Source organism: Streptomyces sp. LX-29, from assembly GCF_029541745.1.
Classification (GTDB): domain Bacteria; phylum Actinomycetota; class Actinomycetes; order Streptomycetales; family Streptomycetaceae; genus Streptomyces.
The window spans coordinates 3250102-3275477 of sequence record NZ_CP089746.1; the positions used below are offsets into that span (position 1 = coordinate 3250102).

Here is a 25376-nt window from a genome sequence, read left to right on the forward strand (position 1 = left end):
ATCTGCCTACTAATACCCTCGGCTGGCGCAGCATTCGCACTCCAACAGCTCAGCGGACGAAGACCCCGGCGCTGCTCGCGAGGTCCAGGAAGTACTGCGGGGCGACGCCCAGAACCAGGGTCACCACGACGCCCGCGGCGATCGCGGACGAGGTCAGCGCGCTGGGCACGGCGACCGACGGACCGTCGGCCCGGGGCTCGCTGAAGAACATCAGGACGATCACGCGGATGTAGAAGAAGGCGGCGATGGCGGAGGAGACGACGCCGACCACCACCAGGGCGCCCGCGCCGCCCTCCGCCGCCGCCTTGAAGACCGCGAACTTGCCGGCGAAGCCGCTGGTGAGCGGGATGCCCGCGAAGGCCAGGAGGAAGACCGCGAACACGGCTGCCACCAGGGGGGAGCGTCGACCCAGCCCGGCCCACTTCGACAGGTGCGTGGCCTCGCCGCCCGCGTCGCGCACCAGGGTGACCACGGCGAACGCGCCGAGCGTCACGAAGGAGTAGGCGGCGAGGTAGAAGAGGGCCGAGGAGATGCCGTCGGGGGTGGTGGCGATGACGCCCGCCAGGATGAAGCCGGCGTGGGCGATCGAGGAGTAGGCCAGCAGCCGCTTCACATCGGTCTGGGTGACCGCGACGATCGCACCGCCCAGCATGGTGAGGATGGCCACCCCCCACATGACCGGCCGCCAGTCCCAGCGCAGCCCCGGCAGCACCACGTACAGCAGCCGCAGCAGCGCGCCGAAGGCGGCGACCTTGGTGGCCGACGCCATGAAGCCGGTGACGGGGGTGGGGGCGCCCTGGTAGACGTCGGGCGTCCACATGTGGAAGGGCACGGCGCCGATCTTGAACAGCAGACCCATCAGCACCATGGCGCCGCCGATCAGCAGCAGCGCGTCGTTGCCCATGGTCTGGGCCAGCGCCGGGTCGAGTCGGGTCACCTCGCCGTCGACGACGTCCGCGATGCCCGCGTAGCCGACGGTGCCCGCGTAGCCGTACAGCAGTGCGATACCGAAGAGCAGGAAGGCGGAGGAGAAGGCACCCAGCAGGAAGTACTTGACCGCGGCCTCCTGGGAGAGCATCCGGTGCCGGCGGGCGAGCGCACACAGGATGTACAGCGGCAGGGAGAAGACCTCCAGCGCCACGAAGAGCGTCAACAGGTCGTTGGCCGCGGGGAAGATGAGCATCCCGCCCACCGCGAACAGCAGCAGCGGGAAGACCTCGGTGGTGGTGAACCCCGCCTTGACCGCGGCCTGTTCGGCCTCGCCACCCGGCACCGCGGCCGCCTGCGCGGCGAAGGAGTCGACCCGGTTGCCGTGCTCCACGGGGTCCAACCGCCGCTCGGCGAAGGTGAACACCGCCACCAGCGCGACCAGCAGAACGGTCCCCTGGAGGAAGAGCGCGGGGCCGTCGACGGCGATGGCGCCCATCGCGGTGACCCCGGCCTTGGTGGTGCCGTAGTCACCCACCGCCAGGCCCAGGACGGCCGCGAAGGCGGCGGCCAGCGCCACCACGGAGGTGAACAACTGGGCGGCGTAGCGGTGCCGGCGCGGCAGCAGCGCCTCGATGAGGACGCCGACCAGCGCGGCACCGAGGACGATCAGCGTCGGGGACAGCTGGCCGTACTCGATGTCCGGCGACGGGATCTTGTCCGGCGGTTCCGCCGCCGTCGTCCACAGGCTGTGGACAAGCGAAGCGCTGGTCACTTGGCACCTCCGGAAGCGTGGTCACCCTGGGGGCGATAGCCGAACCAGCCCGCGTCGACCGTGACGGGGTGATCCGGTTCGGGGTCCTTCTCGTCCACCACCGACAGCGTGTGGTCCACGGCCGGATCGACGATGTCGGTCACCGGCTTCGGATAGACGCCGAGGAAGATCAGCAACGCGATCAGCGGCGCCACCACCACGAGTTCACGGGGCCGCAGGTCGGGCATCCCGCGCACCTCGTCCTTGACCGGGCCGGTCATGGTCCGCTGGTAGAGCACCAGCACATACAGCGCCGCGAGGATGATCCCCGCGCTGGCGATGACACCGAGCGCCGGATAGCGGCTGAACGTGCCCACCAGCACCAGGAACTCACTGACGAAGGGGGCCAGTCCGGGCAGCGAGAGGGTGGCCAGACCGCCGATCAGAAAGGTGCCGGCGAGCACCGGGGCCACCTTCTGCACCCCGCCGTAGTCCGCGATCAGACGCGAGCCGCGCCGCGTGATCAGGAACCCGGCCACGAGCATCAACGCCGCCGTCGACACACCGTGGTTGACCATGTAGAGGGTCGCGCCGCCCTGGCCCTGGCTGGTCATCGCGAAGATGCCCAGGATGATGAAGCCGAAGTGCGAGATCGACGCGTAGGCGATCAGACGCTTGATGTCGCGCTGCCCGACGGCCAGCAGCGCGCCGTAGATGATGCTGATCACCGCCAGTACGAGGACCACCGGTGTGGCCCAGGTGCTGGCCTCCGGGAAGAGCTGGAGGCAGTAGCGGAGCATCGCGAAGGTGCCGACCTTGTCGACGACCGCCGTGATCAGGACGGCGATGGGGGCGGTCGACTCGCCCATCGCGTTGGGCAGCCAGGTGTGCAGCGGCCACAGCGGCGCCTTGACCGCGAAGGCGAAGAAGAAGCCGAGGAAGAGCAGCCGCTCGGTGCTGGTGGCGAAGTCGAGCCGGCCGTCGGCGCGCGCCTCGGCGATCTGCTGGAGCGAGAACGTGCCGGTGCCGAGGTCGTCCGCGGTCACCGCGTACAGCCCCACCACGGCGGCCAGCATGATCAGACCGCCGGCCAGGTTGTAGAGCAGGAACTTCACCGCGGCGTAGGAGCGCTGGGTGGCCGACTCCTCCGCGGACCGGCCGCCGGCCCGGTCTCCGAAGCCGCCGATGAGGAAGTACATCGGGATGAGCATGGCTTCGAAGAAGATGTAGAAGAGGAAGACGTCGGTGGCCTCGAAGGAGATCACCACCATCGCCTCGACCATCAGGATCAGCGCGAAGAACCCCTGGGTGGGGCGCCAGCGGCGGTCCGGCCGCTCCGTCCCGGAGCCGCCGTCGCTCTCCAGCGGATCGGCGTCGTGCCAGCCGGCCAGGATGACGAAGGGGATGAGCACGGCGGTCAGCGCCACGAGCACCACCGCGATGCCGTCCACCCCCAGCTCGTACCGCACGCCGAAGTCCTCGATCCAGGCGTGCGACTCGGTGAGCTGGTACTGCGCGCCGCCGGGTTCGAAGCGGACCAGCGCCACCGCGGCCAACGCCAGGGTGGCCAGCGAGAAGAGCAGCGCGGTCCACTTGGCCGCGGAGCGCTTGGCGGCGGGCACGGCGGCGGTGACGATCGCTCCGATCGCGGGCACCGCGGCCATGGCCGTCAGCAGGGGAAATGACATAACTCAGACCGCCCTCATCAGCAGGGTCGCGGCGATGAGCACCGCCGTACCGCCGAACATCGAGACCGCGTATGAGCGGGCGTAGCCGTTCTGGAGCCGTCGCAGCCGCCCGGAGAGGCCGCCGACGCCGGCCGCGGTGCCGTTGACGACGCCGTCGACCAGGGTGTGGTCCACATAGACCAGACCGCGGGTGAGGTACTCGCCGGGCTTGACCAGGACGACGTGGTTGAAGTCGTCCTGCAGCAGATCGCGCCGGGCCGCCCGGGTGAGCAGGCTGCCGCGCGGCGCGGTGCGCGGCACCGGGCGCCGCCCGTACTGCGCCCAGGCGAAGGCCACGCCGATCGCCAGCACCACCATGGTGGCGCCGGTGACGGTGGCGGCGCTGAGCGGGGAGTCCCCGTGGCTGTACCCGGTGACCGGCTCCAGCCATGTCACGAACGCGTCGTTGAGGCTGAACAGCCCACCCGCGAAGACGGAGCCGACGGCCAGCACGATCATCGGGATGGTCATGGACTTCGGGGCCTCGTGCGGGTGGTACTCCGCCGGGTCCCAGCGCCGCTCGCCGAAGAAGGTCAGCAGCATGACGCGGGTCATGTAGTACGCGGTGATGGCCGCGCCCAGCAGTGTCGCCGCGCCCAGGATCCAGCCCTCGGTGCCGCCCTTGGCGAAGGCCGCCTCGATGATCTTGTCCTTGGACCAGAAGCCGGACAGCCCCGGGAAGCCGATGATGGCGAGGTAGCCGAGGCCGAAGGTGACGAAGGTGATCGGCAGATACGTCCGCAGGCCGCCGTACTTCCGCATGTCGACCTCGTCGTTCATGCCGTGCATCACCGATCCGGCGCCGAGGAACAGCCCGGCCTTGAAGAAGCCGTGGGTGACCAGATGCATGATCGCGAAGGCGTAGCCGATCGGTCCGAGCCCGGCGGCCAGGATCATGTAGCCGATCTGCGACATGGTCGAGCCGGCCAGCGCCTTCTTGATGTCGTCCTTGGCGCAACCGACGATCGCACCGAAGAGCAGCGTCACCGCGCCCACCGTGACCACCGCGGTCTGTGCGTCGGGCGCCGCGTTGAAGATCGCGCCGGAGCGGGTGATGAGGTAGACGCCGGCGGTGACCATGGTCGCGGCGTGGATGAGGGCCGAGACCGGGGTGGGGCCCTCCATCGCGTCCCCGAGCCAGGACTGCAGCGGCACCTGCGCCGACTTGCCGCAGGCCGCCAGCAGCAGCATCAGCCCGATCGCGGTCAGCTTGCCCTCGCCGGCCTGCTCGGCCGAGGAGAGCACCGGGGCGAAGGCGAAGGTCCCGAAGGTGGTGAACATCAGCATGATCGCGATGGACAGACCGACGTCACCCACCCGGTTGACGATGAACGCCTTCTTGGCCGCGGTGGCCGCCGACGGCTTGTGCTGCCAGAACCCGATGAGCAGGTACGAGGCGAGGCCGACGCCCTCCCAGCCCACGTACAGCAGCAGGTAGTTGTCGGCGAGGACCAACAGCAGCATCGCCGCGAGGAAGAGGTTGAGGTAGCCGAAGAAGCGGCGCCGGCGCTCGTCGTGCTCCATGTAGCCGATCGAGTAGATGTGGATCAGCGTCCCCACACCGGTGATCAGCAGCACGAAGGTCATCGACAGCTGGTCGAGTTGGAAGCCGACGTCCGCCTGGAAGCCGTCGACCGGGATCCAGCTGTACACCGTGGTGTGCAGGGTCCGGTCGTGCTCGTCGCGGCCGAGCAGGTCGGCGAAGAGCACCACGCCGATCGCAAAGGAGACGGCCGCGAACGCGCAGCCGATCCAGTGCCCCGTGCGGTCGAGTCTCCGGCCGCCGCACAGCAGCACGGCCGCGCCGAGCAGCGGGGCCGCGACGAGCAATCCGATGAGGTTCTCCACGTGAACGCGACCCTTCTAGAGCTTCATCAGGCTGGCGTCATCGACCGAGGCCGAGTGGCGGGTGCGGAAGACCGTCACGATGATGGCGAGGCCGACCACGACCTCGGCCGCCGCGACCACCATCGTGAAGAAGGCCACGATCTGGCCGTCGAGGTTGCCGTGCATCCGGGAGAAGGTGACGAACGCGAGGTTGCAGGCGTTGAGCATCAGCTCCACGCACATGAACAAGATGATCGCGTTCCGCCGGAGCAGCACCCCGGCGGCGCCGATGGTGAACAACAGCGCGGCCAGGTAGAGGTAGTTGACCGGATTCACTGGGCCGCACCCCCGGAGTTGGAATTGGCGGAGTTCGCGGGCTCGTCGGAGTCGCCGCGCGGGCCGGGCGGACGCTCCGCGCCGCCGGGCCGCGCGGCCCCGCCCTCGGCCTTCTGCTGCCGCCAGTCGATGGCCCGCCGCTCCAGGGCCGCCAGCGCGGCCAGCGACTCGGCGGAGACGTCCCGGATCTGGCCGCGGGCGCGTAGCGTGCGGTTGACCGAGAGCTCGGCGGTGGTGCCGTCGGGGAGCAGTCCGGGGATGTCGACCGCGTTGTGCCGGGCGTAGACGCCGGGCGCGGGCAACGGCGGGAGCTGGGTGCCGCGACGCACCCGCTGCTCGGACAGCTCGCGCTGGGTGCGGGCGCGCTCGGTGCGCTCGCGGTGGGTCAGCACCATCGCGCCGACCGCCGCCGTGATCAGCAGCGCGCCGGTGATCTCGAAGGCGAAGACGTACTTGGTGAAGATGAGTGCGGCCAGGCCCTCGACGTTGCCGCCGGAGTTGGCCTGGCCGAGGCCGTTGAAGGAGTTCAGCGAGGCGTTGCCGATGCCGGCGCAGAGCAGGATGCCGAAGCCGAGGCCACAGGTGGCGGCGAGCCATCGCTGCCCCTTGATCGTCTCCTTCAGCGAGTCCGCGGCCGTGACGCCGACCAGCATCACCACGAAGAGGAAGAGCATCATGATCGCGCCGGTGTAGACGACGATCTGGACGACGCCGAGGAAGTACGCCCCGTTGGCCAGGTAGAAGACCGCCAGGATGATCATCGTCCCGGCCAGCGACAGGGCGCTGTGCACGGCCTTCTTCATCAGCACGGTGCCCAACGCGCCGGCCACCGCGACGACCGCCAGGATCCAGAACTGGACGGCCTCGCCGGTGGAGGTGGTCGTGGTCGCGGCGAGGTTCACGCTCCCGCCCCCTGTTCCTCCGACTGCTCCGCCGACCGGTCCTCGGGCTGCTCGCCCTTGGAGACCGCGACCTGGCGCCGGGTGCCGGGGGCGGCCTCGGAGACCAGGCCCCGGTAGTAGTCCTGCTCGTCCATGCCCGGGAAGATGGCGTGCGGGGTGTCGACCATGCCCTCGTCCAGCCCCACCAGCAGCTCTTCCTTGGTGTAGATGAGCGAGGCGCGGGTCCGGTCGGCGAGCTCGTACTCGTTGGTCATGGTCAGCGCCCGGGTCGGGCACGCCTCGACGCACAGGCCGCACAGGATGCAGCGCAGGTAGTTGATCTGGTACACCCGGCCGTACCGCTCGCCCGGGGAGTAGCGCTCCTCGTCGGTGTTGTCCGCGCCCTCCACGTAGATGGCGTCGGCCGGACAGGCCCACGCGCACAGCTCGCAGCCGATGCACTTCTCCAGCCCGTCCGGGTGTCGGTTGAGCTGGTGGCGGCCGTGGAAGCGAGGGGCGGTCGGCTTCTTCTCCTCCGGATACTGCTCGGTGAAGCGCTTCCTGAAGATGTTCCGGAAGGTCACACCGAAGCCGGCGACGGGGTTCTGCCGGGGGTTCCGGGGCTCCACCGGCGTGCCGCCGTCGGACGCGGCCCCCGAAGACATGGCGTCAGACACCGTCGACCTCCTTTCCGTCACTCTCAGTATTGGCGCCGCCACTGACAATCAGCTCGCGATCATGGCGCCGGCGTCGGCGCGGCACGGGGGGCAGGGTCTGTCCGGGCAGCGGCGGCACCGGGTGACCGCCGGCCATCGGGTCGAAGGGGGGCTCCGGGGTCCGGGCCGCCTCGGCCTCCGCGCGCTTCTCCTCGCGGTCGCGGAAGACGTCGACGACAAAGGAGACGAGCAGCAGCGCGAGGACCGCGCCGCCGACGTACAGCACGATCTGCTGGAAGTCGTAGTCCTCGTTCCGCAGCGCCCGGACGGTGGCGACCAGCATCAGCCAGACCATGGAGACCGGGATCAGGACCTTCCAGCCCAGCCGCATGAACTGGTCGTAGCGCACCCGCGGCAGCGAGGCGCGGATCCAGATGAAGACGAAGAGCAGCGCGCTCACCTTGACCAGGAACCACAGCAGCGGCCACCAGCCGTGGTCGGCGTCCGCCCAGAAGGCGGTCAGCGGCCACGGCGCCCGCCAGCCGCCCAGGAAGAGGGTGACCGCGACCATCGAGACGGTGACCATGTTGATGTACTCGGCGAGCATGAACATCGCGAACTTGATCGAGGAGTACTCGGTGTTGAAGCCGCCGACCAGATCGCCCTCGGACTCCGGCATGTCGAACGGCGCGCGGTTGGTCTCACCGATCATCGCGACGATGTAGATGATGAACGAGACCGGCAGCAGCAGCGCGTACCAGCGGTGTTGCTGGCCCTCGACGATGGCCGAGGTCGACATGGAGCCGGAGTAGAGGAAGACCGCCGCGAAGGACAGCCCCATCGCGATCTCGTAGCTGATCATCTGCGCGCAGGAGCGCAGGCCGCCCAGGAGCGGGTAGGTGGAGCCGGAGGACCAGCCGCCGAGCACGATGCCGTAGATGCCGACCGAGGCGACCGCGAGGATGTAGAGGATCGCGATCGGCAGGTCGGTCAGCTGCATCGGGGTGCGGTGACCGAAGACCGAGACCTCGTTGTCGGCCGGGCCGAAGGGGATCACCGCGACCGCCATGAAGGCCGGGATCGCGGCGACGATCGGCGCGAGGACGTAGACCACCTTGTCCGCGCGCTTGACGACCACGTCCTCCTTGAGCATCAGCTTCACGCCGTCCGCGAGGGACTGCAGCATGCCCCAGGGGCCGTGCCGGTTGGGGCCGATGCGCAGTTGCATCCAGCCCAGCACCTTGCGCTCGAAGACGATGGCGATGAGCACGGTCACCATCAGCAGCGCGAAGCAGAAGACGACCTTGATGAGGATGAGCCACCAGGGGTCGTGTCCGAACATGGACAGGTCCTCGGCGGCCAGTTGCCAGGCCGGCACGCCGGGCCGGAACTCCGTGGCCGGTGTGGTCACGAGCGCACCTCCGATACCTCGGCGCCGACCTCGGGGGCGGCCGCGCCGATGCGGACGAGTTCACCGGGGCGGGCGCCGGTCTCCCGCGCCACGCCGCCGCCCACCGACCGGAGCGGCAGCCAGACCACCCGGTCCGGCATCGGCGTGACGCACAGCGGCAGCCGGACCGTGCCCGAGGGGCCGGTGACGTAGAGCGGATCGCCGTCCCGAACGCCGGTCTCCGCCGCGGTGGCCGCCGACAGTCGGGCGACGGCGGCGTGCCGGGTCCCGGCCAGCGCCTCCTCGCCCTCCTGGAGCCGGCCGCCGTCCAACAGCAGCCGATGGCCGGCGAGGACCGCCTGGCCGGGCTCGGGGCGGGGCAGCGGCCGCGCGGTCGACAGCGGATCGGGGGCGTACGGGCCGTCCCAGTGCCCGAGCCGGTCCAGCTCCCGGCGCACCGCGCCGACATCGGGCAGACCGAGCGGCACCTCCAGCGCGTCGCCGAGCATGTGCAGCACCCGGGCGTCCGCCGGGATGTGCGCCCGGGTCGCCTGGGCGGGCTTGACGGCCGCCTCGAACGGCCGCGCCCGGCCCTCCCAGTTGAGGAAGGTGCCGGGCTTCTCGGCGACCGCCGCCACCGGGAAGACCACATCGGCCCGCGCGGTGACCTCCGAGGGCCGCTGCTCCAGGCTCACCAGGAACCCGATCTCGTCCAGCGCCTCGATCGCCCGCGCGGGGTCGGGCAGGTCCGCGACGTCGAGGCCGGCGACGAGCAGCGCCCCGAGCTCGCCACTGGCCGCCGCCTCGATCATCTGGCCGGTGTCCCGGCCGTACTGGTGGGGCAGTCCGGCCACGCCCCAGGCGGTCGCCGTCTGCTGCCGGGCCCGCGGATCGGTGGCCGGGCGACCGCCCGGCAGCAGCCCGGGCAGCGCCCCGGCCTCGACCGCCCCGCGCTCCCCGGCGCGGCGCGGGATCCACGCCAGCCGCGCACCGGTGGCTCCGGCCAGCCGCACCGCCGCGGTCAGCGCGCCGGGCACGCCCGCCAGCCGCTCGCCGACGACGATCACCGCGCCGTCGGCCCGCAGCGCGTCGGCCGCGGCCTGCCCGGCGCCGTCGAGCCCGGTGCCCGCGGCCAGCGCGTCCAGCCACTCGGTCTCGGTGCCGGGGGCGGCGGGCAGCAGCGTGCCGCCCGCCTTGGTCAGCCCACGGGTGGCGTGCGTGGCGAGGGCGAAGGTGCGCTGGCCGTGTCCGCGGTGCGCCTTGCGCAGCCGCAGGAAGACGCCCGGCGACTCCTCCTCGGCCTCGAAGCCGACCAGCAGTACGGCCGGGGCCCGCTCCAGCGTGGTGTACGTCGGTCCGTCGCCGGAGAGATCGCGGCCACGGCCGGCGACCCGCGCGGCGAGGAAGTCGGCCTCCTCCGCACTGTGCGTGCGGGCGCGGAAATCGATGTCGTTGGTGTCGAGCGCGACCCTCGCGAACTTGGCGTAGGCGTAGGCGTCCTCGACCGTGAGCCGGCCGCCGGTCAGCACCCCGGTACGGCCCCGCGCGGCGGCCAGCCCCTCCGCCGCGCGGGCGAGCGCCTCCGGCCAGCCGGTCGGCTCCAGCTCACCGGAGTCCCGGTTCCGCACCAGCGGCACGGTCAGCCGGTCGGGCAGCTGGGCGTAGCGGAAGGCGAAGCGGCCCTTGTCGCAGATCCACTCCTCGTTGACCTCGGGGTCGTTGGCCGCCAGCCGGCGCAGCACCTTGCCCCGTCGGTGGTCGGTGCGGGTGGCGCAGCCGCCGGCGCAGTGCTCGCAGACGCTGGGCGAGGAGACCAGGTCGAAGGGGCGGGAGCGGAAACGATATGCCTTGGAGGTGAGCGCCCCCACCGGGCAGATCTGGATGGTGTTCCCGGAGAAGTACGACTCGAAGGGGTCGCCCTCGCCGGTGCCGACCTGCTGGAGCGCGCCCCGCTCCAGCAGCTCGATCATCGGGTCGCCCGCGATCTGTTGGGAGAAGCGGGTGCAGCGGGCGCACAGCACGCAGCGCTCCCGGTCCAGCAGCACCTGCGCGGAGATTGGGACCGGCTTCTCGAAGGTGCGTTTGCGGCCCTCGAAGCGGCTTTCGGGGTCGCCGGTGGACATCGCCTGGTTCTGCAGCGGGCACTCGCCGCCCTTGTCGCACACCGGGCAGTCCAGCGGGTGGTTGATCAGCAGCAGCTCCATCACCCCGCGCTGTGCCTTCTCGGCGACCGGGGAGGTGAGCTGGGTCCTGACCACCATGCCGTCGGTGCAGGTGATGGTGCAGGAGGCCATGGGCTTGCGCTGGCCCTCGACCTCCACGATGCACTGGCGGCAGGCGCCGGCCGGGTCGAGCAGCGGATGGTCGCAGAAGCGCGGGATCTCGATGCCGAGCAGCTCGGCGGCGCGGATGACGAGGGTCCCCTTGGGCACGGAGATCTCGATCCCGTCGATGGTGACGGTGACCAGGTCCTCGCGCGGCACCGCCGCCTCTCCCCCTCCGGAGGGAGCATTCGTGGTGATGGTCATGCGTTCACCTCCAGTGGGTGGTGGTCCTGGTCGGCCCAGACGGTGGACTTCGCCGGGTCGAAGGGGCAGCCGCGGCCGGTGATGTGCTGGACGTACTCGTCGCGGAAGTACTTCAGCGAGGAGAAGATCGGGGAGGCGGCGCCGTCGCCGAGGGCGCAGAACGACTTGCCGTTGATGTTGTCGGCGATGTCGCCCAGCTTGTCGAGGTCCTCCGTCCGCCCCTTGCCGGCCTCGATGTCGCGCAGCAGTTGGACGAGCCAGTAGGTGCCCTCGCGGCAGGGCGTGCACTTGCCGCAGGACTCATGGGCGTAGAACTCGGTCCAGCGGGTCACCGCCCGCACCACACAGGTCGTCTCGTCGAAGCACTGCAGGGCCTTGGTGCCGAGCATGGAGCCGGCGGCCCCCACCGCCTCGTAGTCCAGCGGCACGTCGAGGTGCTCGTCGGTGAGGAGCGGGGTGGAGGAGCCGCCCGGCGTCCAGAACTTCAGCCGGTGGCCGGACCGCATGCCGCCGCTCATGTCCAGCAGTTGGCGGAGCGTGATGCCGAGCGGGGCCTCGTACTGGCCGGGGTTGGCGACGTGTCCGGAGAGCGAGTAGAGCGTGAAGCCGGGGGACTTCTCGCTGCCCATCGAACGGAACCATTCCTTGCCCTTGTTGAGGATCGCGGGAACGGAGGCGATGGACTCGACGTTGTTCACCACGGTGGGGCAGGCGTACAGACCCGCGACGGCCGGGAAGGGCGGCCGGAGCCGGGGCTGGCCGCGACGCCCCTCCAGCGAGTCGAGCAGCGCCGTCTCCTCGCCGCAGATGTAGGCGCCGGCGCCCGCGTGCACGGTGACGGTGAGGTCGGGGAGGCTGTCCAGGCCCAGCTGCCGGCTGCGCCGCGCGCCGTCGCCGAGGTAGCCCGCCTCGTACGCCTCGCGCACCGCCTCGTGCAGCCGGCGCAGCACCGGCACGACCTCGCCGCGCAGGTAGATGAAGGCGTGCGTGGAGCGGATGGCGTGGCAGGCGATGGCCATGCCCTCGATCAGCGAGTGCGGATTGGCGAAGAGGAGGGGGATGTCCTTGCAGGTGCCCGGCTCCGACTCGTCGGCGTTGACGACGAGGTAGTGCGGCTTGCCGTCGCCCTGCGGAATGAACTGCCACTTCATGCCGGTGGGGAAGCCCGCGCCGCCGCGGCCGCGCAGCCCCGAGTCCTTGACCAGGGCGATGACGTCGTCCGGAGCCATGGCCAGCGCCTTGCGCAGGCCCTCGTAGCCCTCGTGGCGGCGGTAGGTCTCCATGGTCCAGGAGCGGGGCTGGTCCCAGAACGCGGACAGGACGGGGACGAGCAGCTTCTCCGGGCTCGTCTCGTCGATCGCGGCTGCCACGGTCATCACTTCCCCTCCTCGGTGACCGGTCCGGACGGGTGGTCGGGGTCGGAGGCGGAGGTCTGCTGCGGGGCGTCGTGCGAGCTGGGGTGGCCGGGCGGGATCTCGTCCGCCGGGTAGTCGGAGGCGCGCTGCGAGACCACCCGGCCGGGGGCGGCCTCGCCCTTGGCGAGCCGCAGCCCGACCAGCGAGGCGGGGCCCGCCCCTCCGGTGGCCTCGACCGCGCCGGGCCGGGTGTCGGGGAAGCCGGCGAGGATCCGCGCGGTCTCCTTGTAGGTGCAGAGGGGGGCGCCGCGGGTCGGCTCGACGGTGCGGCCCGCGCGCAGGTCGTCGACGAGTCGCTTGGCCGACTCCACGGTCTGGTTGTCGAAGAACTCCCAGTTCACCATCACCACCGGCGCGAAGTCGCAGGCGGCGTTGCACTCGATGTGTTCGAGGGTGACCTTGCCGTCCTCGGTGGTCTCGCCGTTGGCCACCCGGAGGTGCTCCCGGAGCGCCTCGAAGATGGCGTCGCCGCCCATCACCGCGCACAGCGTGTTGGTGCAGACCCCCACCTGGTACTCGCCGGAGGGCCTGCGCCGGTACATCGTGTAGAAGGTGGCCACGGCCGTCACCTCGGCGGTGGTCAACTCCAACTGCTCGGCGCAGAACCTGATGCCGGTGCGGGTGACGTAGCCGTCCTCGGCCTGCACCAGGTGCAGCAGCGGCAGCAGCGCGGACCGGCTGTCCGGGTAGCGCGCGATCACCTCCCGGGCGTCGCCCTCCAGCCGGGCCCGTACCTCGGCCGGGTAGTCGGGTGCGGGGAGCTGTGGCATCCCCAAGGTCACGTCTGTCACCGGTCGACGCCTCCCATCACGGGGTCGATGGACGCCACGGCGACGATCACGTCGGCGACCTGGCCGCCTTCGCACATCGCCGCCATGGACTGCAGGTTGGTGAAGGACGGATCGCGGAAGTGGACGCGGTACGGGCGGGTGCCGCCGTCGCTGACCACGTGCACGCCCAGTTCGCCCTTGGGGGACTCGATCGCCGCGTACGCCTGCCCGGGCGGGACCCGGAAGCCCTCGGTCACCAGCTTGAAGTGGTGGATCAGGGCCTCCATCGAGGTGCCCATGATCTTCTTGATGTGGTCCAGGGAGTTGCCGAGCCCGTCCGGGCCCAGCGCCAGTTGGGCGGGCCAGGCGATCTTCTTGTCGGCGACCATCACCGGTCCCGGACGCAGCCGGTCCAGGCACTGCTCCACGATGCGCAGCGACTGGTGCATCTCCTCCAGCCGGATCAGGAAGCGGCCGTAGGAGTCGCAGGTGTCGGTGGTGGGGACGTCGAAGTCGTAGGTCTCGTAGCCGCAGTACGGCTGCGCCTTGCGCAGGTCGTGCGGGAGGCCGGTGGAGCGGAGCACCGGCCCGGTGACGCCGAGCGCCATGCAGCCGGCGAGATCGAGGTAGCCGACGTTCTGCAGGCGGCCCTTGAAGACGGGGTTCCCGGTGGCGAGCTTGTCGTATTCGGTGAGGTTCTTACGGAACTTCTTCACGAAGGCCCGCACCTGGTCGACCGCGCCGGGCGGCAGGTCCTGGGCGAGCCCGCCGGGGCGGATGTAGGCGTGGTTCATCCGCAGGCCGGTGATCAGCTCGAAGAGGTCCAGGATCAGCTCGCGGTCCCGGAAGCCGGTGAACATCATGGTGATCGCGCCGATCTCCATACCGCCGGTGGCCGCGTAGACCAGGTGTGAGGAGATGCGGTTGAGCTCCATGAGCATGACGCGGATGATGTTGGCGCGCTCGGGGATCTGGTCCTCGACGCCCAGCAGCCGCTCGACGCCGAGGCAGTACGCCGTCTCGTTGAAGAGCGGCGTCAGGTAGTCCATCCGCGTCACGAACGTGGTGCCCTGCGTCCAGTTCCGGTACTCGAGGTTCTTCTCGATGCCGGTGTGCAGGTAGCCGATGCCGCAGCGGGCCTCGGTGACCGTCTCGCCGTCGATCTCCAGGATGAGCCGGAGCACGCCGTGCGTGGACGGGTGCTGCGGGCCCATGTTGACGATGATCCGCTCGTCGTCGGCCTTGGCCGCGCCGGCCACGACCTCGTCCCAGTCGCCGCCGGTGACGGTGTAGACGGTTCCTTCGGTGGTCTCGCGTGAGCTGGCCGAAGGAGTCGACTCCGGCCCGGAGGGCCCCGAGGAGGGGTGGTGGCCGGGCGACGGGCGGGCGTTGGTTGCAGACATCAGCTGTACGACCTCCGCTGGTCGGGAGCCGGGATCTCGGCGCCCTTGTACTCGACGGGAATGCCGCCGAGGGGGTAGTCCTTACGCTGCGGGTGGCCCTGCCAGTCGTCGGGCATCATGATCCGGGTGAGGGCGGGATGGCCGTCGAAGACCAGGCCGAAGAAGTCGTAGGTCTCGCGCTCGTGCCAGTCGTTGGTCGGGTAGACGTCGACGATCGACGGGATGTGCGGATCGGCGTCGGGGGCGCTCACCTCCAGCCGGATCAGCCGGTTGTGGGTGAGGGAGCGCAGGTGGTAGACGGCGTGCAGCTCGCGGCCCTTGTCGCCGGGGAAGTGCACCCCGCTCACCCCGGTGCAGATCTCGAAGCGCAGCGCGGGATCGTCCCGCAGCGTCCGGGCGACCCGGGGCAGGTGCTCGCGGGCGATGTGGAAGGTGATCTCCCCGCGGTCCACGACCGTCTTCTCGATGGCGTTGGCGGGCACCAGACCCTGTTCTTCGAGGGCCCCTTCGAGCTCGTCGGCGACGTCGTCGAACCAGCCGCCGTACGGGCGGGTCGAGGGGCCCGGCAGCCGCACGGTGCGCACCAGCCCGCCGTAGCCGGAGGTGTCGGCGCCGCTGTCGGCGCCGAACATGCCACGGCGCACGCCGATCGCCTCGCCGGTCCGGGCACGGGGGGCCGGGACCTCGTTGCCGGGTCCGTTCCGCCCGTCCGTCACGTCGCCGCTCACCGCAGCAGCCCCTTCATCTCGATCGTCGGGAGTGCCTTGAGCGCCGCTTCCTCCGCCTCGCGGGCCGCCTGCTCGCGGTTGACGCCGAGCTTCTCGTGGCGGATCTTCTCGTGCAGCTTGAGGATGGCGTCGATCAGCATCTCGGGGCGCGGCGGACAGCCGGGCAGGTAGATGTCGACCGGCACGATGTGGTCGACGCCCTGCACGATGGCGTAGTTGTTGAACATGCCGCCGGAGGAGGCGCACACGCCCATCGAGATGACCCACTTGGGATTCGGCATCTGGTCGTAGACCTGGCGCAGCACCGGGGCCATCTTCTGGCTGACCCGCCCCGCCACGATCATCAGGTCGGCCTGGCGCGGCGAGCCGCGGAAGACCTCCATGCCCCAGCGGGCGAGGTCGTAACGCGCGGCGCCGGTGGCCATCATCTCGATCGCACAGCAGGCGAGCCCGAAGGTGGCGCCGAAGACGGAGGACTTACGGGCCAGGCCCGCGGCGTTCTCCACGGTCGTCAGCAGGAACCCGCTCGGAAGCTTCTCTTCGATACCCATGCGAATAGTCCCCTTGATCCCGGTTAATCCCACTCCAGCCCGCCACGACGCCAGACGTAGGCGTAGGCGACGAAGACGGTGAGCACGAAGAGGAGCATCTCCACGAGCCCGAAGAGCCCCAGCGCGTCGAAGGTGACGGCCCAGGGGTAGAGGAAGACGATCTCGATGTCGAAGACGATGAAGAGCATCGCCGTCAGGTAGTACTTGATCGGGAAGCGACCCCCGCCGGCCGGCTGCGGGGTCGGCTCGACACCGCATTCATAGGCTTCGAGCTTGGCCCGGTTGTAACGCTTGGGGCCGACGATCGACGCGAGGAAGACCGAGACGATCGCGAAGCCTGCCCCGAGGGCTCCCAGTACGAGGATGGGCGCGTATGCGTTCACCGTCCTCGCTCCCTTCAGTCGACGATGACTGGCTGGCGGACCGTACAGAGCGTGGTCACCACCTCACGGAGATCGTGTCCATGTGAGGCAGTTCACAAGCCCGATTCGCCTGCATCCTATGCCCGCCGGTCTGTGATCTGCGACACGGGGTACGTGAACGTCTTTGTGATCTCCACCACCTGACGAAGGATCATGAAGTCGGATGAGCGGTGATCTACGCACACGAAGCGTCCGACTGATCACCAGTAGTGACATTCAGGGGCGTCAACGCAGGTGAGAGCGGTGCTTGCTTTATCAAGAATGGCACGTCCAAGCAAATTCGTATGCCCGGCCGTCAACTGATATAGGGGCGCCATCCCCGCGAGGGACTTGGCTTGATCCACCGCTCGTGAAGCGGCGCGCGAGCGCGACCCGCCCCCGACGGTGACCGCGAGACGAGACGGCGTGAGTGACGTATGCCACTTCCCAGCTACTTGTAGATCTCGATTTGACGGGAAACCTTGGCCCGGCTCGGCAGAAGGTGATAAGCGGCCCCGGGGCCCGTCTGAGCCGCAAAAAGCCATGCGTATGCACATGATCGAGAATTTCGGACACTCCGCGCGGGGGCTCGGGTACGGCCACGCGGAGTGATTTTCAGTCGTGCACACGTCAAATGTGGCGCACTCCACTTTTGTTGATCTCAACCTGCGGCCCCTGATAGCCGTTTACCCATGTCCCCGAACGCACACATACCCAGCCACCGGAAGCCCCGCACCGCCGCCTCCACGCGTGCCCTCCGCGCCGGGGTGACCGGTGGCATCCTCACTCTCGCCGTCGCCGGCACCTCCTCGATGACCGCCAACGCCGCGGAGCCGGCCCCGGTGGAGTCGACGCTGGAGATGCCCACCGTCAGCGCCACGCTCGCGAGCACCGCCGCGCAGGCCGCCGACTCCACCGAGCAGGCAGCGTTCGGTTACGAACTCCAGGCCCAGCAGGACGAGGCCGACGACGAGGCCCGCTCCGCCGTGAAGAAGGCCAAGGTGGAGGCCGAGGCCAAGCACAAGGCCGAGCAGGCCCGCGCCGAGGCCGCGCGCAAGGCGGCGGAGCGCCGCGCCGCGCAGGAGAAGGCCGAGCAGGAGCGGGCGGCCCGCTCCGCCGAGCGCACCTCGCTCAGCACCAAGTCCACCGAGGAGGCCACGCCGGCCACCCCCGAGGCGGACTCCCCGTCGTCGTCCACGCCGACCGGCGGAAACGTCGCGACGGTCATCAGCTTCCTGAAGGCCCAGGTGGGCAAGGCGTATGTGCTCGGTGCCACCGGCCCGTCCGCGTACGACTGCTCCGGCCTGACCCAGGCCGCGTTCAACCAGATCGGCATCAGCCTGCCGCGCGTGTCGCAGAGCCAGTCGACCGTGGGCACGCAGGTCTCGCTGGACGCCCTGCAGCCCGGCGACATCCTCTACTGGGGCAGCGCGGGCAGCGCGTACCACGTCGCCGTCTACATCGGCGATGGCAAGTTCATCGGCGCGCAGAACCCGAGCACCGGCATCGTCGAGCGCGACCTGAGCTACGACATGCCGACCGGCGCCGTGCGCGTCCTCTGACGACGGCACCGCGGACCCGCCTCGACGAGCGGTCCACGAGCACGGCCGAGGGCCGCCGATCCCCGCGGGGATCGGCGGCCCTCGGTCGCGTCGCCACCCGGTGCCCGCGCCGCCGGGCTTCCGCCCGGCCGGTCGCCGCCGGGCCGTCGTGCGCCGGCGCTCAACTGCCGGCGTAGATCGCGTGCGCGAACTCGGCGATCTGCGCGTCGGACAGGTGCTGCGCCAGATCGGCCTCGCTGATCATGCCGACCAGCCGCTTGTTCTCGATCACCGGCAGGCGCCGGATGCGGTGGTCCTCCATCTCCCTCAGCACATCGCTGACGTCGGCATCGGACCGGATCCACCGTGGGGTGCCCTCCGCGAGGTCCCCGGCCGTCATCTTCGCCGGATCGTGGCCGTGCGCGATGCAGCCGAGCACGATGTCGCGGTCGGTGAGGATGCCGCACAGCCGGTCGTTGGCGTCGGCGATCGGCAGCGCCCCGACGTTCAGCTGCGCCATCACCTGCGCCGCGCGGCTGAGCGTCTCGGTCGCGAGGATCCACTGCGCACCCCGGTGCATGATGTCTCCGGCGGTGGTCATGTCTGCCTCCTCCCGGGCCCGCCGGCGGGGTGTCGCCCCAAGGGCCCGATCCGGTGTCGCCGCGGCTGGCGCGCGCGGCGCCCCCCACCCATCATCACCGGCCCCGCGGGCCCTCGCGACCGGCGACCGTCGGTGCCCGGTGCCAGACTGAAACGCGGGGAGAACCTGCGGCCTCCGCGACGCGCGGGCCCCCGCGTGCTCCGCGACACCCGTCTGAGGAGGAGCTTTCGCCATGCTCACCACCGACTTCCAGCCCGGCTCCCCCTGCTGGCTCGATCTGGGCGCCCCGGACACCGACGCGGCCGCCGCCTTCTACGGCGAGCTGTTCGGCTGGGAATTCCACTCCCTGGGCTCCGAGGCGATGGGGTACGGGTTCTTCCAGCAGGGCGGCAAGACGGTCTGCGCCCTCGGCCCGCTCATGGACGAGGACGCCCGCTCCGCCTGGACCCTCTACTTCCAGACCGCCGACGCCGACGCGACCACCAAGGCGGTCGAGCAGGCGGGCGGCGTCGTGCGCGTCGCGCCCATGGACGTCTTCACCGAGGGCCGGCTGGCCGCCTACACCGACCCGGCGGGTGCGGAGTTCGCCGTCTGGCAGCCGGGCGACACCCGGGGCGTGGACGTGGTCAACGACCCCGGCACGCTGTGCTGGAGCGAGCTGCACACGCCCGACCCCGCCGGCGCCCGCGCGTTCTACGGCTCGGTCTTCGGCTGGGACACCGAGGACATGCCGATGGACGGGTTCACCTACACCGTGCTGTCGACGGCGGGCGGCGGCCGCGAGGCCGCGTTCGGCGGCTCCATGCCGGAGGGCCCGGACGAGCAGCCGCGCTGGCTGCCGTACTTCGAGGTGGCGGACGCCGACGCGATCGTCGCCCGCGCCCAGGAGCTCGGCGGCCGGGTGGTGCTCCCCGCCGCGACCGCGGAGGGGATCGGCCGGATGGCCAGGCTCGCGGACCGCACGGGGCGGTCTTCGCCGTCATCAAGAGCGACTACCCGGAGGCGTCGTAGCCCGGTACGGGGACGAGCGACGCCCGTCGCGACGCGCCGCGACGGGCGTCACCGCGCCGGTGGGCCGACGAGCGGCGGACCGCCCGGCCGACGAACGCACCGGCGGCAGCAGGTCCCTTGACGGCCCGCCAGGCGTCCCTACGTCAGGTGAGAAAGACGTTCGGACGTCGGGCGATCGGGTCGTCAGACCCCCGGGGCCGTCGGGCGATCAGTCGCTCAGGCGATCAGCGGAAGGCGAGCACCACGACCAGGCCCGTGACGACGCCGAGCACCACGGCGCCGACGCCGTAGGACAGCCGGTGGAAGCGCACCACCGGCAGGAGGTGGTCGACGGCCAGGCGACCCGGCCCGGTCAGCGCCAGGCCCGCCGCGACGGCGAGCAGCACGACCTCGAACTCGATGCCGGTCGGCAGGAAGAAGGCGTCGGCCCACCGGGTGGCGATGGCGTTGATCATGACGCCGATGATCCCCGCCGCGGCGAGCGGGGTGAGCAGGCCCAGGGCGAGGCCGAGGCCGCCGACCGTCTCGGTGAGCGCGGCGAGCAGCGCCATGGGCTCCTCATGCTCGTAGCCGTACGCGGCGAAGCCCTGGGCCGTGGCGTCGAGGCCGGGTCCGTTGAACCAGCCGAACAGTTTCTGGGTGCCGTGGCCGGCCATGGTGAGACCGACCACCACCCGCATCAACAGCAGCCCGATGTCATAGCCGAGCTGCTCGGTGGTGGGAGCGGGAGGGGCAGCGTGAGAGTGCGACATGGGGCCTCCTGACATCCTCGGGCCGCCACCGACCGCCCCGGGATCGGTAGGCCCGCCCGGTCGTCTCTCTTCGATGGTAGGAGCGCGCTGACCGGGGGGGCCACGGAACCACCGGGGTGCCGGGGGACCCCGGCCGGCGCCCCGGACGCCACCAGACGCCACGCGGCCGCGGAGGCGCTCCAGGGCCACCGGGGGGCCGGGGGATCGCTTCGGTGCCCCCGCCCCACGCCACGGCGCGGCCACGGCGGCTACGGCGGCCTCAGCGGCCGCTGAGGCCCCCGGCCGCCCGCGCCCCCGTGGCCCGCTTACTCGCTCTTCCCGCCGGCCTCGCACCTTTCGGCGCTCCCGCCGCTGCCGCCGCCGCTCAGGACGGTCCCGGCCGCCCGGCCGGGACCGTGCGCACGACCGGTCAGGCGCGCGGGGCCACCTTGGTCAGCCCGTTGATCACGCGGTCCATCGCGTCGCCACCCTGCGGGTCGGTGAGGTTCGCCAGCAGCTTCAGGGTGAAGCGCATCAGCAGCGGGTGGGACAGGCCGCGCTGGGTCGCCAGCTTCATCACCTTCGGGTTGCCGATCAGCTTCACGAAGGCGCGGCCGAGCGAGTAGTAGCCGCCGTAGGTCTCCTTGACGATCTTCGGATAGCGCTGGAGGGCGATCTCGCGCTGCGCGGCGGTGGCACGCGCCTGCGCCTGGACGATCACGTCGGCCGCCAGCTGCCCGGACTCCATCGCGTAGGCGATGCCCTCGCCGTTGAAGGGGTTGACCATCCCGCCCGCGTCGCCGACCAGCAGCAGCCCGCGCGTGTAGTGCGGCTGTCGGTTGAAGGCCATGGGGAGGGCGGCGCCCCGGATCGGCCCCGTCATGTTCTCCGGGGTGTAGCCCCACTCCTCCGGCATCGAGGCGCACCACGCCTTGAGCACCTCGCGCCAGTCCAGCTCCTTGAAGGAGCTGGAGGTGTTGAGCACGCCGAGGCCGACGTTGGAGGTGCCGTCGCCCATGCCGAACACCCAGCCGTAGCCGGGGAGCAGTCGCGGCTGGGCGCCGCGCCGGTCCCACAGCTCCAGCCAGGACTCCAGGTAGTCGTCCTGGTGCCGGGGCGAGTTGAAGTACGTCCGCACCGCCACGCCCATCGGCCGGTCCTCGCGCCGGTGCAGCCCCATGCCCAGCGAGAGCCGGCTGGAGTTGCCGTCCGCGGCGACCACCACCGGGGCGTGGAAGGTGACCGGGGTCTTCTCCTCCCCCAGCTTGGCCCGCACGCCCGTGATCCGGCCCGTCCGGTCGTCGATCACCGGGGCGCCCACGGTGCACCGCTCGTACAGCCGCGCGCCGGCCTTCTGGGCCTGCCGCACCAGCTGTTCGTCGAAGTCGTCGCGCTTGCGGACCAGGCCGTAGTCCGGGAAGGAGGCCAACTCCGGCCAGTCGAGCTGGAGCCGCACGCCGCCGCCGACGATGCGCAGCCCCTTGTTGCGCAGCCAGCCCGCCTCCTCGGAGACGTCGATCCCCATCGCGACCAGCTGCTTGGTGGCCCGCGGGGTCAGCCCGTCGCCGCACACCTTCTCGCGCGGGAACGCGGTCTTCTCCAGCAGGAGGACGTCGAGTCCCGCCTTGGCGAGGTAGTAGGCCGTGGTCGAGCCGGCCGGGCCGGCCCCGACGACGATCACCTCGGCGCTGTACTCGGAGCCGAAGGTCCCGGCGGAGGCGCTCTCGATGCTTGCGGTCTCGCTCACGGAGGTCTCCCGAAGACTCGATGGCTGGGTGCCGGTCGCCCAAGGCGGTCGCAACAAGGCACAGGACACGTGCAGTCTATGGGGGGCCTACTCCCAGACCTCAGAAGGGCCACCCCCCATGACCGTGCCCATAGCCCAGCCGTCCATTCGGCTGCGTGTGCCCCTTCCCGACGACGCGACGGCCTGGCACCGGGTCTTCGACCACCCCGACGTCATGGAGTTCCACGGCGGGTCCGCGCAGGACCTGGCCCATTACGAGGAGTTCACCGAGCGCCAGCGCAAGCTGGCCGCCGAGCACGGCTTCTGTCTCTACACGCTGCTGGACGAGACCGACCAGGTCCTGGGGTTCACCGGCGCGCAGCCGTGGCCCCAGTCCTGGGGGCCGGTCGGCGAGATCGAGATCGGCTGGCGGCTGGGCCGTGCCTTCTGGGGCCTGGGGTACGCCACGCTGGCCGCCGAGGCCACCCTGGAACGCGTGCGGGCGGCCGGGGTGGACCGGGTCGTCGCCATGGTCGACGCCCGCAACGAGCGGTCCCTCGCGGTCACGCGGCGGCTGGGCATGCGGCGCGCGGAGACGTACGTCTCGCCGGTGTCCGGGGCGACCGCCGTCTGCCACCGGCTGGAGCTGTGACGGCGGCCCGGCCCCGGTGACGGGCCCGGTGGCCGGGCCTGGGGCCGCCGTCGCTCGGTCAGGGGTTGGTGCCCCCGCGGCCCGGCCGCCGCTCGGCCACGTCCCGCGGCCCGCCGCCCCCGGCCGCCGTGCGGTCGGTTACGCCTTGGTGCCCCGGTGCAGCGCCACCACGCCGCCGGTGAGGTTGCGCCAGGCCACCCGCGACCAGCCGGCCTTCTGGAGCTTCCGGGCCAGTCCCGGCTGGTCGGGCCAGGCGCGGATGGAGTCGGCGAGGTAGACGTACGCGTCGGGGTTGCTGCTGACCGCCCTGGCGACCGGCGGCAGCGCACGCATCAGGTACTCGGTGTAGACCGTGCGGAACGGCGCCCAGGTGGGGGAGCTGAACTCGCAGATCAGCACCCGGCCGCCCGGCTTGGTCACGCGCAGCAGCTCGCGCAGGGCGGCGTCCGTGTCCTGGACGTTGCGCAGCCCGAAGGAGATCGTCACGGCGTCGAAGACGTCGTCGGCGAAGGGCAGCCGGGTCGCGTCGCCGGCCGTCAGGGGCAGCTGGGGATGGCGCTGCTTGCCCTCCCGCAGCATCCCGAGCGAGAAGTCGCAGGGGACCACGTAGGCGCCGTCGGCCATGAAGGGCAGCGAGGAGGTGCCGGTGCCGGCGGCCAGGTCGAGGACCCGCTCCCCGGCGCGTGCGTCGAGCGCACGGGCGACGGCCTTGCGCCACAGCCGGGCCTGCCCCAGGGACAGCACATCGTTGGTGAGGTCGTATCTCGCCGCCACGTCATCGAACATCGCGGCGACTTCGTGCGGCTGCTTGTCCAAGGATGCTCGGGTCACCCACCCATTGTTCACCTCGCCCACGGCGGGCGTGCGGCGGGGGCAGGCGCGGCGAGCCGCGACCCGTGCGCCTCAGCGGCGGCGGTGCACCAGTCGCCCGGCGAGGACGGTGGCCACGCAGGTCGCCGCGCCCCGCTCGACCAGGGTGGGTTCGTCGGGCACGTCGAAGACCGCGAGATCGGCGCGGCCGCCCGTGATCAGCGGGCCGGCCGCCGTGCCGGCCAGGTCGTGGCCGGCGTGGAAGGGGTCGAGGTCCGGCTCGCCGGGTGCGTCGCCCGGGGCGCCGAGCGGCGGGACGACGACCAGCCCCGAGCGGGCCACCGCCACGTTCACCACCGGGTCGGAGAAGTTGCCGACCACCGTCGTGGTGCCGTGCCGGAGCAGTTGCTGCACCCCGCGTCGCACACTCCCCGCCCAGCGCGTCGCGTCCATGTCCAGATCGCTCAGGGCCGCCCCCGTCAACGGCCGCTCGCCCAGGAGGTGGAACTCGCGCGGGTCCGGGTAGTAGCACCGCTCCAGCAGCCACTTGCCGTGCCACTGGCGCAGCCCGGGGGTGAGCAGACCAGGCCAGCGCCGCGCCCGGGCGCCGGGGTACGCGGCGGCGACCCGCTCGTACGGGCCGAAGTCGGCGATCCGACCGTCGTCGACCGCCACCGCGCCGCCGGGCACCGGGTCGGCCCCGGCGCCGGGCAGCAGCAGGTCGGCGGCGTGGAGGGTGAGCATCTCGGCGGCGCGGGCGGCGGCGGTCTCAGTTGGTGCCGACGAGCTTGAGCTCGGGGTGGGCGGTGCCGCCCTCGATCGCGGTGGAGGACAGGTGCGAGACCACGCGGTCGTCGACCGGGTCGTCGGCCGGGTTCTCGTGCACCACCAGGTGCTCGTAGGTGGTGGCGCGCTGCGCGGGGACCCGTCCGGCCTTGCGGATGAGGTCGATGAGCTCCATCCGGTTGGAGCGGTGCTTGGCGCCCGCCGAGGAGACCACGTTCTCCTCCAGCATCACCGAGCCCAGGTCGTCCGCGCCGTAGTGCAGCGAGAGCTGACCGGCCTCCTTGCCGACGGTCAGCCAGGAGCCCTGGATGTGGGCGATGTTGTCGAGGAAGAGCCGCGCGATGGCGATCATCCGCAGGTACTCGAAGATCGTGGCCTGCGTCCGGCCCTTCAGGTGGTTGTTCTCGGGCTGGTAGGTGTACGGGATGAAGGCGCGGAAGCCGCCGGTGCGGTCCTGCACGTCGCGGATCATCCGGATGTGCTCGATCCGCTCCGCGTTGGTCTCGCCGGTGCCCATCAGCATGGTGGAGGTGGACTCCACGCCCAGCCGGTGCGCCGTCTCCATGATCTCCAGCCAGCGCTCGCCGGACTCCTTGAGCGGCGCGATCGCCTTGCGCGGCCGCTCCGGCAGCAGTTCGGCGCCGGCGCCGGCGAAGGAGTCCAGGCCGGCGGCGTGGATGCGCTGGACGGCCTCCTCGACGGACACACCGGAGATGCGGGCCATGTGCTCGACCTCGGACGCCCCCAGCGAGTGGATGACCAGCTGCGGGAACTCCTTCTTGATGGCCGAGAAGTGCTTCTCGTAGTACTCGACGCCGAAGTCCGGGTGGTGGCCGCCCTGGAACATGATCTGCGTGCCGCCGAGCTCCACGGTCTCCGCGCAGCGCCGCAGGATGTCGTCGAGGTCGCGGGTCCAACCCTTGTCGGTGGCCTTCGGCGGCGCGTAGAACGCGCAGAACTTGCAGGCCGTCACGCAGACGTTGGTGTAGTTGATGTTCCGTTCGATGATGTACGTCGCGATGTGCTCGGTGCCCGCGTACCGCCGGCGACGGGCGGCGTCGGCTGCCGCGCCCAGCGCGTGCAGCGGTGCGGACCGGTACAGGTCGAGCGCCTCCTGCGGGGTGATCCGACCACCGGCGGCGGCGCGGTCGAGCACGGACTGGAGGTCGGCGTTCTCGGTCACCGTGGTGTCCCTTTCGGAGGGTTTACAGGGCTTGCAAACGG

23 protein-coding genes are annotated in these 25376 nt (G+C 71.1%); 3 read left to right on the top strand and 20 right to left on the bottom strand.

The window, feature by feature from the left end; translation table 11 throughout:
* Window positions 1-49: 49 nt before the first annotated feature.
* From nuoN to LRS74_RS13950, 14 genes are all read right to left on the bottom strand, one after another.
* The gene (gene nuoN, locus LRS74_RS13885) at window positions 50-1702 is read right to left on the bottom strand and encodes an NADH-quinone oxidoreductase subunit NuoN (protein WP_277741287.1); all 1653 of its coding nucleotides are present in this window, start codon (window positions 1700-1702) and stop codon (window positions 50-52) included.
* Window positions 1699-3369 carry an NADH-quinone oxidoreductase subunit M gene (locus LRS74_RS13890; protein ID WP_277741288.1) on the bottom strand — a complete coding sequence of 557 codons (1671 nt, stop codon included), beginning with the start codon at window positions 3367-3369 and terminating at the stop codon, window positions 1699-1701. The genes nuoN and LRS74_RS13890 overlap by 4 nt, the downstream gene beginning before the upstream one ends.
* Before the next feature lie 3 nt (window positions 3370-3372).
* Window positions 3373-5256: an NADH-quinone oxidoreductase subunit L gene (gene nuoL, locus LRS74_RS13895; protein WP_277741289.1), complete on the bottom strand. Its 1884-nt coding sequence runs from the start codon at window positions 5254-5256 to the stop codon at window positions 3373-3375.
* Between the two features lie 15 nt (window positions 5257-5271).
* Complete coding sequence (gene nuoK / locus LRS74_RS13900; protein ID WP_144380882.1) at window positions 5272-5571, bottom strand: NADH-quinone oxidoreductase subunit NuoK; 300 nt, start codon at window positions 5569-5571, stop codon at window positions 5272-5274.
* The gene (locus LRS74_RS13905; RefSeq protein WP_277741291.1) at window positions 5568-6473 is read right to left on the bottom strand and encodes an NADH-quinone oxidoreductase subunit J; all 906 of its coding nucleotides are present in this window, start codon (window positions 6471-6473) and stop codon (window positions 5568-5570) included. The genes nuoK and LRS74_RS13905 overlap by 4 nt, the downstream gene beginning before the upstream one ends.
* Window positions 6470-7117, bottom strand: a complete 648-nt coding sequence (gene nuoI / locus LRS74_RS13910; protein ID WP_277744748.1) for an NADH-quinone oxidoreductase subunit NuoI — start codon at window positions 7115-7117, stop codon at window positions 6470-6472. The genes LRS74_RS13905 and nuoI overlap by 4 nt, the downstream gene beginning before the upstream one ends.
* Before the next feature lie 4 nt (window positions 7118-7121).
* Entirely contained in the window at window positions 7122-8450 is a 1329-nt protein-coding gene (nuoH, locus tag LRS74_RS13915) for an NADH-quinone oxidoreductase subunit NuoH (RefSeq protein ID WP_277744749.1), read from the bottom strand.
* A gap of 65 nt (window positions 8451-8515) precedes the next feature.
* Complete coding sequence (locus LRS74_RS13920) at window positions 8516-11026, bottom strand: NADH-quinone oxidoreductase subunit G (protein WP_277741292.1); 2511 nt, start codon at window positions 11024-11026, stop codon at window positions 8516-8518.
* Complete coding sequence (gene nuoF / locus LRS74_RS13925) at window positions 11023-12402, bottom strand: NADH-quinone oxidoreductase subunit NuoF (RefSeq protein ID WP_277741293.1); 1380 nt, start codon at window positions 12400-12402, stop codon at window positions 11023-11025. Before nuoF ends, LRS74_RS13920 begins: the two co-directional genes overlap by 4 nt.
* Window positions 12402-13232 carry an NADH-quinone oxidoreductase subunit NuoE gene (nuoE, locus tag LRS74_RS13930; RefSeq protein ID WP_277741294.1) on the bottom strand — a complete coding sequence of 277 codons (831 nt, stop codon included), beginning with the start codon at window positions 13230-13232 and terminating at the stop codon, window positions 12402-12404. Before nuoE ends, nuoF begins: the two co-directional genes overlap by 1 nt.
* A complete protein-coding gene (locus LRS74_RS13935; RefSeq protein ID WP_277741295.1) occupies window positions 13229-14614 on the bottom strand; it encodes an NADH-quinone oxidoreductase subunit D in 1386 nt (461 codons plus the stop codon). The genes nuoE and LRS74_RS13935 overlap by 4 nt, the downstream gene beginning before the upstream one ends.
* Window positions 14614-15330 (bottom strand): NADH-quinone oxidoreductase subunit C, encoded by a 717-nt coding sequence (locus LRS74_RS13940; RefSeq protein WP_277744750.1) that lies wholly within the window; start codon window positions 15328-15330, stop codon window positions 14614-14616. Before LRS74_RS13940 ends, LRS74_RS13935 begins: the two co-directional genes overlap by 1 nt.
* 8 nt (window positions 15331-15338) lie before the next feature.
* Window positions 15339-15893: an NADH-quinone oxidoreductase subunit B gene (locus LRS74_RS13945; RefSeq protein ID WP_144380876.1), complete on the bottom strand. Its 555-nt coding sequence runs from the start codon at window positions 15891-15893 to the stop codon at window positions 15339-15341.
* A 23-nt stretch (window positions 15894-15916) separates the two neighbouring features.
* Window positions 15917-16276, bottom strand: coding sequence for an NADH-quinone oxidoreductase subunit A (locus LRS74_RS13950; RefSeq protein WP_144380875.1), 360 nt, complete (start codon window positions 16274-16276; stop codon window positions 15917-15919).
* A 710-nt stretch (window positions 16277-16986) separates the two neighbouring features.
* Between LRS74_RS13950 and LRS74_RS13955 the strand changes: the two genes are divergently transcribed.
* A complete protein-coding gene (locus LRS74_RS13955; RefSeq protein WP_277741296.1) occupies window positions 16987-17856 on the top strand; it encodes a C40 family peptidase in 870 nt (289 codons plus the stop codon).
* Window positions 17857-18016: 160 nt separating this feature from the next.
* On the opposite strand, the gene LRS74_RS13960 is transcribed toward LRS74_RS13955, so the two are convergent.
* Window positions 18017-18436, bottom strand: coding sequence for a CBS domain-containing protein (locus tag LRS74_RS13960; RefSeq protein ID WP_144380873.1), 420 nt, complete (start codon window positions 18434-18436; stop codon window positions 18017-18019).
* A 232-nt stretch (window positions 18437-18668) separates the two neighbouring features.
* Here LRS74_RS13960 and LRS74_RS13965 point away from each other — a divergent pair, with 232 nt between their 5' ends.
* Window positions 18669-19568 (top strand): VOC family protein, encoded by a 900-nt coding sequence (locus LRS74_RS13965; protein WP_347178134.1) that lies wholly within the window; start codon window positions 18669-18671, stop codon window positions 19566-19568.
* A 103-nt stretch (window positions 19569-19671) separates the two neighbouring features.
* Here the strand turns inward: LRS74_RS13965 and LRS74_RS13970 are convergent, their stop codons facing one another.
* Both LRS74_RS13970 and LRS74_RS13975 read right to left on the bottom strand, forming a co-directional pair.
* Window positions 19672-20199 (bottom strand): DoxX family protein, encoded by a 528-nt coding sequence (locus tag LRS74_RS13970; RefSeq protein WP_277741297.1) that lies wholly within the window; start codon window positions 20197-20199, stop codon window positions 19672-19674.
* 409 nt (window positions 20200-20608) lie between these two features.
* Window positions 20609-21925: a geranylgeranyl reductase family protein gene (locus LRS74_RS13975; protein WP_277741298.1), complete on the bottom strand. Its 1317-nt coding sequence runs from the start codon at window positions 21923-21925 to the stop codon at window positions 20609-20611.
* Window positions 21926-22049: 124 nt separating this feature from the next.
* On the opposite strand from LRS74_RS13975, the gene LRS74_RS13980 reads away from it, so the two are divergent.
* A complete protein-coding gene (locus LRS74_RS13980) occupies window positions 22050-22556 on the top strand; it encodes a GNAT family N-acetyltransferase (protein WP_277744751.1) in 507 nt (168 codons plus the stop codon).
* A gap of 138 nt (window positions 22557-22694) precedes the next feature.
* Here the strand turns inward: LRS74_RS13980 and LRS74_RS13985 are convergent, their stop codons facing one another.
* The 3 genes from LRS74_RS13985 to mqnC all read right to left on the bottom strand — a co-directional run bounded on the left by LRS74_RS13985 (window position 22695) and on the right by mqnC (window position 25335).
* Window positions 22695-23387 (bottom strand): demethylmenaquinone methyltransferase, encoded by a 693-nt coding sequence (locus LRS74_RS13985; RefSeq protein ID WP_277741299.1) that lies wholly within the window; start codon window positions 23385-23387, stop codon window positions 22695-22697.
* Window positions 23388-23459: 72 nt separating this feature from the next.
* Window positions 23460-24110: a hypothetical protein gene (locus tag LRS74_RS13990; protein ID WP_277741300.1), complete on the bottom strand. Its 651-nt coding sequence runs from the start codon at window positions 24108-24110 to the stop codon at window positions 23460-23462.
* A 25-nt stretch (window positions 24111-24135) separates the two neighbouring features.
* Window positions 24136-25335, bottom strand: a complete 1200-nt coding sequence (gene mqnC / locus LRS74_RS13995) for a cyclic dehypoxanthinyl futalosine synthase (protein ID WP_277741301.1) — start codon at window positions 25333-25335, stop codon at window positions 24136-24138.
* Window positions 25336-25376: the final 41 nt, after the last annotated feature.

What these genes read in the sequence shown, in the direction of transcription:
- LRS74_RS13890 (WP_277741288.1), bottom strand. Translation starts at nt 3,369, where the DNA reads ATGTCATTTCCCCTGCTGACGGCCATGGCCGCGGTGCCCGCGATCGGA.
- nuoI (WP_277744748.1), bottom strand. Translation starts at nt 7,117, where the DNA reads ATGTCTTCGGGGGCCGCGTCCGACGGCGGCACGCCGGTGGAGCCCCGG.
- nuoH (WP_277744749.1), bottom strand. Translation starts at nt 8,450, where the DNA reads ATGTTCGGACACGACCCCTGGTGGCTCATCCTCATCAAGGTCGTCTTC.
- LRS74_RS13920 (WP_277741292.1), bottom strand. Translation starts at nt 11,026, where the DNA reads ATGACCATCACCACGAATGCTCCCTCCGGAGGGGGAGAGGCGGCGGTG.
- nuoF (WP_277741293.1), bottom strand. Translation starts at nt 12,402, where the DNA reads ATGACCGTGGCAGCCGCGATCGACGAGACGAGCCCGGAGAAGCTGCTC.
- LRS74_RS13935 (WP_277741295.1), bottom strand. Translation starts at nt 14,614, where the DNA reads ATGTCTGCAACCAACGCCCGCCCGTCGCCCGGCCACCACCCCTCCTCG.
- LRS74_RS13945 (WP_144380876.1), bottom strand. Translation starts at nt 15,893, where the DNA reads ATGGGTATCGAAGAGAAGCTTCCGAGCGGGTTCCTGCTGACGACCGTG.
- LRS74_RS13955 (WP_277741296.1), top strand. Translation starts at nt 16,987, where the DNA reads ATGTCCCCGAACGCACACATACCCAGCCACCGGAAGCCCCGCACCGCC.
- LRS74_RS13960 (WP_144380873.1), bottom strand. Translation starts at nt 18,436, where the DNA reads ATGACCACCGCCGGAGACATCATGCACCGGGGTGCGCAGTGGATCCTC.
- LRS74_RS13965 (WP_347178134.1), top strand. Translation starts at nt 18,669, where the DNA reads ATGCTCACCACCGACTTCCAGCCCGGCTCCCCCTGCTGGCTCGATCTG.
- LRS74_RS13970 (WP_277741297.1), bottom strand. Translation starts at nt 20,199, where the DNA reads ATGTCGCACTCTCACGCTGCCCCTCCCGCTCCCACCACCGAGCAGCTC.
- LRS74_RS13990 (WP_277741300.1), bottom strand. Translation starts at nt 24,110, where the DNA reads ATGCTCACCCTCCACGCCGCCGACCTGCTGCTGCCCGGCGCCGGGGCC.